10 protein-coding genes are annotated in these 9,574 nt (G+C 61.8%); 6 read left to right on the top strand and 4 right to left on the bottom strand.

Annotated elements, in window-relative coordinates; all coding sequences use genetic code 11:
- The first annotated feature begins 227 nt into the window (after nt 1–227).
- Both rhtA and AC07VU_RS19160 read left to right on the top strand, forming a co-directional pair.
- Nucleotides 228–1,115: a threonine/homoserine exporter RhtA gene (rhtA, locus tag AC07VU_RS19165; RefSeq protein WP_457274529.1), complete on the top strand. Its 888-nt coding sequence runs from the start codon at nt 228–230 to the stop codon at nt 1,113–1,115.
- A 169-nt stretch (nt 1,116–1,284) separates the two neighbouring features.
- Entirely contained in the window at nt 1,285–1,566 is a 282-nt protein-coding gene (locus AC07VU_RS19160) for a hypothetical protein (RefSeq protein ID WP_009044877.1), read from the top strand.
- 11 nt (nt 1,567–1,577) lie between these two features.
- Here the strand turns inward: AC07VU_RS19160 and AC07VU_RS19155 are convergent, their stop codons facing one another.
- A complete protein-coding gene (locus tag AC07VU_RS19155) occupies nt 1,578–2,147 on the bottom strand; it encodes a TetR/AcrR family transcriptional regulator (RefSeq protein WP_495030256.1) in 570 nt (189 codons plus the stop codon).
- A 93-nt stretch (nt 2,148–2,240) separates the two neighbouring features.
- On the opposite strand from AC07VU_RS19155, the gene AC07VU_RS19150 reads away from it, so the two are divergent.
- Together AC07VU_RS19150 and AC07VU_RS19145 are read left to right on the top strand one after the other, a co-directional pair.
- Complete coding sequence (locus AC07VU_RS19150; protein WP_495030255.1) at nt 2,241–2,981, top strand: SDR family oxidoreductase; 741 nt, start codon at nt 2,241–2,243, stop codon at nt 2,979–2,981.
- 35 nt (nt 2,982–3,016) lie between these two features.
- Complete coding sequence (locus AC07VU_RS19145) at nt 3,017–3,607, top strand: 2-hydroxychromene-2-carboxylate isomerase (RefSeq protein ID WP_495030254.1); 591 nt, start codon at nt 3,017–3,019, stop codon at nt 3,605–3,607.
- A 69-nt stretch (nt 3,608–3,676) separates the two neighbouring features.
- Here the strand turns inward: AC07VU_RS19145 and AC07VU_RS19140 are convergent, their stop codons facing one another.
- The 3 genes from AC07VU_RS19140 to AC07VU_RS19130 form a co-directional block, all read right to left on the bottom strand.
- Nucleotides 3,677–5,485, bottom strand: a complete 1,809-nt coding sequence (locus tag AC07VU_RS19140; RefSeq protein ID WP_277589323.1) for an aminopeptidase P family protein — start codon at nt 5,483–5,485, stop codon at nt 3,677–3,679.
- A gap of 55 nt (nt 5,486–5,540) precedes the next feature.
- On the bottom strand, nt 5,541–6,710 hold the full coding sequence (locus AC07VU_RS19135) for a cysteine desulfurase family protein (protein WP_277589324.1): 1,170 nt from the start codon (nt 6,708–6,710) through the stop codon (nt 5,541–5,543).
- 320 nt (nt 6,711–7,030) lie between these two features.
- A complete protein-coding gene (locus AC07VU_RS19130) occupies nt 7,031–7,297 on the bottom strand; it encodes a hypothetical protein (RefSeq protein ID WP_009044883.1) in 267 nt (88 codons plus the stop codon).
- Between the two features lie 402 nt (nt 7,298–7,699).
- On the opposite strand from AC07VU_RS19130, the gene msuE reads away from it, so the two are divergent.
- Together msuE and ssuD are read left to right on the top strand one after the other, a co-directional pair.
- Entirely contained in the window at nt 7,700–8,263 is a 564-nt protein-coding gene (gene msuE / locus AC07VU_RS19125; protein ID WP_007930411.1) for an FMN reductase, read from the top strand.
- A gap of 9 nt (nt 8,264–8,272) precedes the next feature.
- The gene (gene ssuD / locus AC07VU_RS19120) at nt 8,273–9,424 is read left to right on the top strand and encodes an FMNH2-dependent alkanesulfonate monooxygenase (RefSeq protein ID WP_457274531.1); all 1,152 of its coding nucleotides are present in this window, start codon (nt 8,273–8,275) and stop codon (nt 9,422–9,424) included.
- The last annotated feature ends 150 nt before the right edge of the window (nt 9,425–9,574 follow it).

The following is a 9,574-nucleotide window of genomic DNA, read 5'->3' as shown; positions in this document are numbered from 1 at the left end:
AGGAGTTTTCCGTTTCGACTGCGCCGGAAGTGGGGCGAATTATAGACTTCCAGAATCTGCCGTCAACCCCTAATTTGTCTTTTCTATCAATAACCTGCAAAAACGGATGAATCCTTCTCTATATAAGAAGAGCAGAAACATCATGAGCAATATATTGCTCAAGCGTTTTTAGTTAAGCATCATGTCGGCGCGCCAAACCTCCCACCTGACCTGGATGATGCCTTGCCATGAATGACCAGCCCCGCAGCCTAGCCTCGATCCTGTTCCCGGTGGGACTGCTGCTTATTGCCATGGCGTCCATCCAGTCCGGCGCCTCACTGGCCAAAAGCATGTTCCCGATCGTGGGCGCACAAGGCACCACCACATTGCGTCTGATTTTCGCCAGCGTCATCATGCTGCTGCTATTGCGCCCATGGCGCGCGAAGCTCACCGCCAAGTCCCTGCGCACCGTCATCGTCTATGGCATGGCGCTGGGTGGAATGAACTTTCTCTTCTATATGTCGCTACGCAGCGTTCCTCTGGGAATCGCCGTGGCCCTGGAATTCACCGGCCCACTTGCCGTGGCCATTTATGCTTCACGAAAAGCCATCGACTTTCTCTGGATCGCCCTGGCGATTATCGGTCTGCTGCTGTTGATTCCAACCAGCGATACGAGCGCTGGTATCGACTTGATCGGCGCGGGTTATGCCTTGGGAGCCGGAGTGTGCTGGGCGCTCTATATTCTGTTCGGGCAAAAGGCCGGGGCCGACAATGGCATCCAGACTGCAGCGCTGGGCGTGATGATTGCTGCCTTGTTCGTGGCGCCTATCGGCATCGTGCATGCAGGGTCCGCCTTGCTAACGCCCAGCCTGATCCCCATAGCCATCGGCGTGGCCATTCTCTCCACCGCCCTTCCCTACAGCCTGGAGATGGTCGCCCTGACCCGAATGCCGGCGAGAACCTTCGGCACGCTGATGAGTATCGAGCCTGCTTTTGGTGCCTTGTCCGGGCTGCTGTTCCTCCACGAGTTCCTGTCGCTCGCGCAGTGGCTGGCTATTGCCTGCATCATCCTGGCGTCAGTGGGTGCGACCCTGACCATGCGCAGCGAATCGAAACCTTTGGTCGCAGCGGATTGACTCCTGGTTGTACATAGCTCTGGTATTTGCCGCTCAATTAGGCCATGTTTAGGCGCTGTAACTCAGCGCCAGTCATGGATTTTTCAGGCAAGGACCGCACAGACGCCAAAGTGACAGCTAACGCAGTCGAACCCGGACAACAGATCCGGGATCAGCAATAGGGACAGGAATGAAACGTTTTTTGATTCTGTTAGCCGTACTGGCCATCGCAGGTTGCGCCGCAACTTCGAAAACCGAGGTCAAGCGCGGAAAGAAGGGCCTGCATATCAACTGCTCCGGCCTGTCCTCCTCCTGGGACAAATGCTACGCCAGCGCTGCTGCCTCCTGCGGCCCCAAAGGCTACAAGGTGATCGCCAAGTCCGGAGATACAGTTGAGGATCCGGGCGACTATCCCTTCGGCCTGAATCCCGCCGGCTATACCAGTCGCAGCATGATCGTCATCTGCAAGTAGGCAGCACCTGCCTACTGCACATCCTGCGTTGGCAATTGACGAACAATTTCGTCATGGCTCGACTTCAGGACCTGGCGCTGAATGTCCGGACTGACCAGCATTCGCGCAACCACCAACGCTCCCACGCATTGCGACAGAATCGACCAGGCCAGGCTGTCGCTGCCCAGGGTGCGCGCCCAACTCTGCTGCAAACGGCAAATCCAGTCTTGCGCCTGCTGTCGAACCCCCTCGTCCGCCCGTGAGATTTCCGCGCCCAAGGTTGGCAAGGCGCATCCTGTTTCAGGACTCTCGACATGCGCCATGCTCAAGTAGTGCTTGAGACAGCGCTCAAGCCGCATCCGGCTTTGCTCACCATCGCCCCCCAGACGCTCAAGGCTCTGGCTCAGCTCACGTTCGACAATAGAACCGAACAGCTCATCCTTGGATGAAAAGTGGCTGTAGAACGCCCCACCACTCAGCCCGATCGCTTTCATCAGGCCATCGACCCCCACAGTCGAAAACCCTTCCTTTTTCGCTGACACCGCGCTGCTCTGCAGCAGCCGTTCCCGGGTTTCCTGCTTGTGACTGGCTGAATAACGCATGACGCCCCTCTCCTCTCTTCGCCTTGACGCTCGGCGGATCGTAGCATAACGTTCGTTTAGTTAACGACCGTTTATCAATAGAGCGATCCCACCATGACTACAGCCACAGAAAACAAGAAAGTCGTTTTGGTCGTCGGAGCCGGCGATGCCACAGGCGGTGCAATTGCCAAGCGTTTTGCCCGGGAAGGTTTTGTCGCCTGTGTCACCCGACGCAGCGCGGACAAGTTGCAGCCCCTGGTGGAGGCCATCCAGCAATCGGGAGGCGAAGCCCATGGGTTCGCCTGCGATGCTCGAAAAGAGGAAGAAGTGATTGCCTTGATCGAACAGATCGAACGCGAGATCGGTCCGATCGAAGCCCTGGTGTTCAATATCGGCGCCAACGTGCCCTGCAGCATCCTTGAAGAAACAGCGCGCAAGTACTTCAAGATCTGGGAGATGGCCTGCTTCTCGGGTTTCCTCAATGCGCGGGAAGTGGCCAAGCGCATGGCCACTCGCAAACGCGGGACCATCCTGTTCACCGGCGCCACCGCGGGCTTGCGCGGCGCTGCGGGCTTTGCCGCCTTTGCCGGAGCCAAGCATGGCATTCGCGCGCTGGCGCAAAGCATGGCCCGGGAACTGGGACCGCTGAACATCCACGTTGCTCATGTGGTGGTCGATGGCGCCATCGACACGGACTTCATCCGCAACAGCTTCCCGGAAAAATACGCGCTCAAGGATGAAGACGGCATCCTCAACCCCGAGCACATCGCCGACAACTACTGGCATCTACACAGCCAGCCACGGGATGCCTGGACCTTCGAACTGGATCTGCGGCCCTGGAACGAACGCTGGTAACCCCTCCCCCATAACAACAAAAAGGAGCATTACCGATGAGCAAAACCGTCGAGTTCTTTTTCGACCTGGGCAGTCCGACCTCTTACCTGGCCTACACCCAATTGCCAAAGATCTGTGCCCAGACAGGCAGCCAACTGATTTACCAACCCATGTTGCTCGGTGGCGTGTTCAAGGTCACTGGCAACGTCTCGCCAATCAGCATCCCCGCCAAAGGACGCTACATGCTTCAGGACCTGGCGCGTTATGCCAAACGTTATGAGGTACCACTGGCATTCAACCCGCACTTCCCGATCAACACCCTGCTGCTGATGCGCGCGGTGACCGGCATGCAACTGCGACATCCACAGCGTTTTATCGCCTTTATCGACTGCCTGTTCCGCGCACTCTGGGTCGAGAAGCGCAACCTGAACGATCCGGCCACCGTTGCCGCGGTACTCAGTGAGGGAGGATTCGATCCGCAAGAGGTGCTGGCCCTGACCAACGATGAAGAGGTCAAGAACGCCCTCAAGGACAAGACCGAACAAGCCTTGCAACGCGGCGTTTTTGGCGCGCCGAGCATGTTCGTCGATAACCAGTTGTTCTTCGGCCAGGATCGCCTGGACTTTGTCCTCGAAGCCCTGAGCTAAGCCAAAGCTTCGGTAAGACAAACAACGCAATTCGCGCTGCCGGCCCAAAGCCGGCAGAGCGATTCACGTTCAGAGGGTTGCGGTACGGGTATTCAGCCATTCCAGCGCCGCACCCTGCAGCAGCGGACTCAGGCGCCGACGCACTTCAGCGTGGTAGGCGTTGAGCCATTCACGCTCGTCCTGGGTCAGCAGCGAAGGTTCCAGGCAGCGGCTGTCGATCGGACATAGAGTCAGGGTTTCGAACTTGAGGAACTCGCCGAATTCGGTAGTGCCTGCCTCACGGTTCATCGCCAGGTTTTCGATGCGCACGCCCCAACGGCCCGGACGATAAGTACCCGGCTCGATCGAGGTGATCATCCCTGGCTGCATCGCGGTTTGCGGTGCTGGCGCCGCCTGATAGGCGATCACTTGCGGGCCTTCGTGGACATTGAGGAAGTACCCCACGCCATGACCGGTGCCGTGCCCGTAGTCCACGCCTTCGGCCCAGATCGGCGCGCGGGCGATGGCGTCCAGCAACGGCGACAGGATGCCCCGCGGGAATTGCGCCCGGGACAAGGCGATCACACCCTTGAGCACCCGCGTACAATCGCGCTTCTGCTCGGCGCTCGGGGTACCGACCGGGACCATGCGGGTGATGTCCGTGGTGCCGCCCAGGTATTGGCCGCCGGAATCGATCAGCAGCAGGCCATCGCCTTCGATCACCGCGTGCTCTTCTTCGGTGGCATGGTAATGCGGCATCGCGCCATTGGCGTTGAACGCGGCGATGGTGTTGAAGCTCAGAGACACATAACCCGGGCGACGGGTGCGCGCCGCGGTCAGGTGCTCGTCGATGGTCAGCTCGGTAATGCGTTCACGGCCCCAGGCCGACTCCAGCCAGGCGAAGAATTCGCAAAGCGCCGCACCGTCCTGCTCCATGGCCTGGCGGATATGCTCGGCATCGGCCAGACTTTTGCGGGACTTGGCCAAGGTCGTCGGATTCAGGCCTTCCAGCAGCTTCACACCGCTCCCAAGGTTATCCAGCAAACCGGTGGTAACCCGCGCCGGATCCACCAGCAGGCTGGCGCCGTCGGAAATCGCACTCAGGGCCGCGGCCACTTCGCTGTAGTCACGCAGGGTGATGCCGTCCTGTTCCAGCACGGCACGCAAGGCGTCATCGACTTTGCTCAGCGCCACGAACAGCGTCGCCTGCTGTTGGCCGATCAGGGCGAAGGAGACGAACACCGGGTTGAACGAGACGTCGCCGCCGCGCAGGTTGAACAGCCAGGCGATGTCGTCGAGGGTGGCGATGAAATGCCAGTCCGCGCCTCGCTCTTTCAGGGTTTCGCGCAGCTTGCCGAGTTTCTCGACCCGGCCGACCGTGGCCTGGGGCGGCAAATGCTGGTAGATCGGCTGGTCCGGCAGGCTCGGGCGGTCGCTCCAGACTTCGTTCAGCAGATCGATATCGGTGCGCAGGTGAGCACCGCGCTCCTGCAGCTTGTTGCCCAGGGTACGCGCCGAAGCCAGCGCCATCACCGCGCCGTCCACCGCGACCACGCCCCCTTCCGGGGTCTGTTCGGCCAGCCAATCCAGCGGGCCGGGCTGGCCCGGCAACAGTTTGACCAACTCGATGCCGCTGCCCTTGAGTTCCTTGGTCGCCTGTTCCCAATAACGGCTATCGGCCCAGACCCCGGCGAAATCCGCCGTCACGATCAGGGTGCCGACCGAACCGTGAAAACCCGACAGCCACTGCCGACCTTGCCAGTAACCGGGCAGGTATTCCGACAGATGCGGGTCGGCCGACGGCACCAGCAGGGCATGAATGCCTTCGCGGTTCATCAGCTCGCGGGTGCGCGCCAGGCGCTGGGGGACCACTCCATTGGTCAAGGGCTGCGTACTCATTGTGTCTCCTGCTACCAGGTCAATCATTGTTATTGGATACCGAGGGCATCGACCCTCAGGGTTGGGCAACCGCCCAGAACGCCGGTGCATTGGCGGATGAAGCCTTGATCAGCTGGACGGCCTGATCGATGTCCTGCTCGGTGGTGAAACGCCCCAGGCTCAGGCGGATGGTCCGCCCCGCCGCCCGGGCGTCGAGCCCCAGCGCCAGCAACACATGGGACGGCGCATTGTTCGCCGAGTTGCAGGCCGAGGTCGCGGAAAACGCGATGGAGGCACTCAGGGCCGCCGGGTTGAACTCCCCTTCACCGAAGGTGAGGCTCAAGGTGTGGGGAATGCGCTGGGCCGGACTGCCGTTCAGGCGTAGCCCCGGCACGTCGGCCAATTGTTCGAGCAGACGCTCGCGCAGACGGGCGATGGTCGCCGCTTCTTCGTCAAAGTGTTCGGCGGCCAGGGCAAAGGCGGCGCCCATGGCGGCAATCTGATGGGTCGCGAGCGTCCCGGAGCGCAAGCCACCCTCATGGCCGCCGCCGTGGATCTGCGCCTGCAAGCGCTGCTGCGCGCGCGGGCCGACGTAGAGCGCGCCGATGCCCTTGGGGCCGTAAATCTTGTGGGCGGAAAAGGACATCAGGTCCACCGGCCACTGCGCCAGGTCGATCGCCACCTTGCCCGCGCCCTGGGCCGCGTCGACATGCAGCAGCGCCCCGCGCTCGCGGACCACACGGCCAATGCCCGGGATGTCGTTGAGCGTGCCCAGTTCGTTATTGACCAGCATCAGCGACACCAGGAAGGTGTCGTCGCGCAGGGCCTCGCTGACCGCCTCGGGCGTGATCAGCCCGTCGCTGTCCGGCACCAGGTAAGTCACGGCCACGCCGGCAGCCTGCAACTGGCTGGCGGTGTCGAGAATGGCCTTGTGTTCGATCTGGCTGGTGATGATGTGCCCGCCGGAGAAGCCCCGGGCCTGGGCCACGCCCTTGAGCGCCAGGTTGTTGGATTCGGTGGCGCCGGAGGTCCAGACGATCTGCTCGGGCGCCGCGCCCACCAGTTGGGCGACCTGCTGGCGCGCCAGCTCGACGCTGCGCCGGGCCTGTTGACCGAAGGCGTGGGAACTGGACGCCGGATTGCCGAAGTTACCGTTGAACCCCAGACATTCCACCATCACCTGAATGACTCGCTCGTCCACCGGCGTGGTGGCGGCGTAGTCGAAATAGAGAGGACGTTTATTCATCGCAAAAATACCCGCAGAGCCTGTTCCAGGATCAAGGTTCGCTCGGTGCCGAACGCTGATACGCGCCCTTTCGGCAACGCAAAAACGGCAGACCGTCAGCAATACCCGATCGGATGCAGTTAAAGAAGGACAACTTCATTTAAAAGTGCGTAGGAACGCTCCCGAGGGGCAGCTTAACAGGCTCCGGGAGCCGGGTTAAGCAAGGTTCGGCCAGGGGGCCGAAGAACAAGGCGCAAGGCGGGGGAAATCATCACAGGTTTTGCCGATGCTCACCGGCAGTCCGTCAGCCTGCGCAGGCAAGGCCGTGGCAGATCGACAAATCAGCTGGCCCGGCCATGCAGGGTCACGCTGTGCTCGGCGTTCATTTCGCCCTGCCGGTCGAAACCGAAGGTCCGTTGCGGGGCAAGCAGCTCGGCCTTCTTCTGTTGGTATTCGTCAAAGGACAGTCCGCGCCGGTTCAGTGCTTCCAGCGCCAGTTCGCGGGTTTCCTCGGCGGTGTAAGGGCGCGATTCCGGGCCCGGCTGGCTGGCACAACCGGCCAGCACCGCAGTGGCGACAAGCAAGGAAAAGACAAGCGAACGGTTCATGGCAAAAGCTCCTGGATCTGGGCTGCGAGGCAATGGACACAGGCTACCGTCGCCCTTACCGGGACAGAAATCATCACGCTCGATAGTGGCTATCGATTCCCCCTATCGCCGCCCATCACAGCCTCACATATTCCTAAAAGACCTATAAATATGGAAATAAAGTATTTTTTAGGAATATCAGTAAGCCTTTATAACAGGCCCATCGCGCCGCCTGCTGTTGCCTGAGCAACTGTTCGCCAGGCAACAGCCAATCAACAAAACAGTGTCTTCCCAACAACAGTCTGCTCCTGCAACAGCGCCACAAGCCCCGCCACTCAAGGCTTTGCGTCGCTGGTACAGCTCTTGCTCAAGCCCTGGGACTACTCACTGCTCGTTGAGCCCTGTTCAACAAAGGAACTGATCATGTCGCGTCCATTAAAAGTCGTTGCCCTGTCCGGTGGAACCTGGCGCCCCTCGCGCACCCTGGTGCTGACCCAGGCCCTGCTCGCCGAACTGGCGGGGCAATTGCCGATCGAGAGCACGCTCATCGAACTGGGCGACATCGCCCGCCCCCTGGGCGCGGCCCTGTCCCGCCAGGAGCTGGCCGCGGAAGTCGAAGCGCAGTTGCAAGCCATCGAAAGCGCCGACCTGCTGATCGTTGCAGCGCCCGTGTACCGCGGCTCCTACCCGGGCCTGCTCAAGCACCTGTTCGACCTGATCGACCTCAACGCGCTGATCGACACCCCGGTGCTGCTGGCCGCCACCGGTGGCAGCGAACGTCACGCCCTGGTGCTCGATCACCAACTGCGGCCGTTGTTCAGTTTCTTCCAGGCCCTGACCCTGCCCATCGGGGTCTATGCCACCGAGGCCGACTTCGCCAACTACCAGATCACCAGCGAGCCCTTGAAGGCCCGCATTCGCCTTGCGGCAGAACGCGCCGCGCCACTGTTCGGCGTGCATCCGAAAAATCTGCTGAAAATCGCTTAAGGACCTGTCATGGATGTTTTCTGGTTTCTTCCGACTCACGGCGACGGCCATTACCTGGGCACCACCCAGGGCGCGCGTCCGGTCACCCTCAACTACCTCAAGCAAGTGGCCCAGGCCGCGGACAGCCTGGGCTATCACGGCGTACTGATCCCCACCGGGCGTTCGTGCGAAGACTCCTGGGTGATCGCCTCGGCGCTGGTGCCCCTGACCGAACGCCTGCGCTACCTGGTGGCGATCCGCCCGGGGATCATCTCGCCGACCGTCTCGGCGCGCATGGCCGCCACCCTCGACCGGCTGTCCAACGGGCGCCTGCTGATCAACGTGGTAACCGGCGGCGACCCCGACGAGAACCGTGGCGACGGCAGCTTCCTCAGCCACAGCGAGCGCTATGAAGTCACCGACGAATTCCTGAGGATCTGGCGCCGGGTGCTGCAAGGCGAAGCCGTGGACTTCGAAGGCAAGCACCTGCATGTGCAGAACGCCAAGGCCCTGTACCCGCCGGTGCAGAAACCTTACCCGCCGCTGTATTTCGGCGGGTCCTCGGACGCCGCCCATGACCTCGCCGCCGAACAGGTGGACGTGTACCTGACCTGGGGCGAACCACCGGCCGCGGTCGCCGCGAAACTCGCCGACGTACGCGAACGGGCCGCCCGCCACGGCCGCACGGTGAAGTTCGGTATCCGCCTGCATGTGATCGTGCGCGAAACCGCGGAAGAGGCCTGGAAGGCCGCGGACAAGCTGATCGAACACATCAGCGACGACACCATCGCCGCCGCGCAGCAATCCTTCTCGCGCTTCGACTCCGAGGGCCAGCGGCGCATGGCCGCCTTGCACGACGGGCGGCGCGACAACCTGGAAATTGCCCCCAACCTCTGGGCCGGCGTCGGCCTGGTGCGTGGTGGCGCCGGCACCGCGCTGGTGGGCAACCCCGAGCAGGTGGCGGCACGGATCAAGGAATACGCGGACCTGGGGATCGAGAGCTTCATTTTCTCCGGCTACCCGCACCTGGAAGAAGCCTACCGCTTTGCCGAGCTGGTGTTCCCGCTGCTGCCGGAGCCCTACGCCAGCCTGGCCGGACGTGGCGTGACCAACCTCACCGGGCCGTTCGGCGAAATGATCGCCAATGACGTGTTGCCGAGCAAAAAAACGGCTGGGGCTTGAGGGTGTTGATCGCCTGATAGAACGCTATCGCGGGCCAGCCTCGCGCCTACAGAAACCACCTGCACCCTGTAGGAGCGAGCTTGCTCGCGATCGAGCGCCCCGCGCTCACCTCACAGCCCCACCGACTTCACGGCCGCCCAACCGGCCCCA

Source organism: Pseudomonas sp. GW821-FHT02B10, assembly GCF_059421865.1.
This window is presented reverse-complemented; position numbering and strand designations above follow the sequence as displayed.

Bases quoted from the DNA above. Each gene is read 5' to 3' on its own strand.
- AC07VU_RS19160 (WP_009044877.1), top strand. From the start codon at position 1,285: ATGAAACGTTTTTTGATTCTGTTAGCCGTACTGGCCATCGCAGGTTGC.
- AC07VU_RS19145 (WP_495030254.1), top strand. From the start codon at position 3,017: ATGAGCAAAACCGTCGAGTTCTTTTTCGACCTGGGCAGTCCGACCTCT.
- AC07VU_RS19140 (WP_277589323.1), bottom strand. From the start codon at position 5,485: ATGAGTACGCAGCCCTTGACCAATGGAGTGGTCCCCCAGCGCCTGGCG.
- msuE (WP_007930411.1), top strand. From the start codon at position 7,700: ATGTCGCGTCCATTAAAAGTCGTTGCCCTGTCCGGTGGAACCTGGCGC.
- rhtA (WP_457274529.1), top strand. From the start codon at position 228: ATGAATGACCAGCCCCGCAGCCTAGCCTCGATCCTGTTCCCGGTGGGA.
- AC07VU_RS19155 (WP_495030256.1), bottom strand. From the start codon at position 2,147: ATGCGTTATTCAGCCAGTCACAAGCAGGAAACCCGGGAACGGCTGCTG.
- AC07VU_RS19130 (WP_009044883.1), bottom strand. From the start codon at position 7,297: ATGAACCGTTCGCTTGTCTTTTCCTTGCTTGTCGCCACTGCGGTGCTG.
- ssuD (WP_457274531.1), top strand. From the start codon at position 8,273: ATGGATGTTTTCTGGTTTCTTCCGACTCACGGCGACGGCCATTACCTG.
- AC07VU_RS19150 (WP_495030255.1), top strand. From the start codon at position 2,241: ATGACTACAGCCACAGAAAACAAGAAAGTCGTTTTGGTCGTCGGAGCC.
- AC07VU_RS19135 (WP_277589324.1), bottom strand. From the start codon at position 6,710: ATGAATAAACGTCCTCTCTATTTCGACTACGCCGCCACCACGCCGGTG.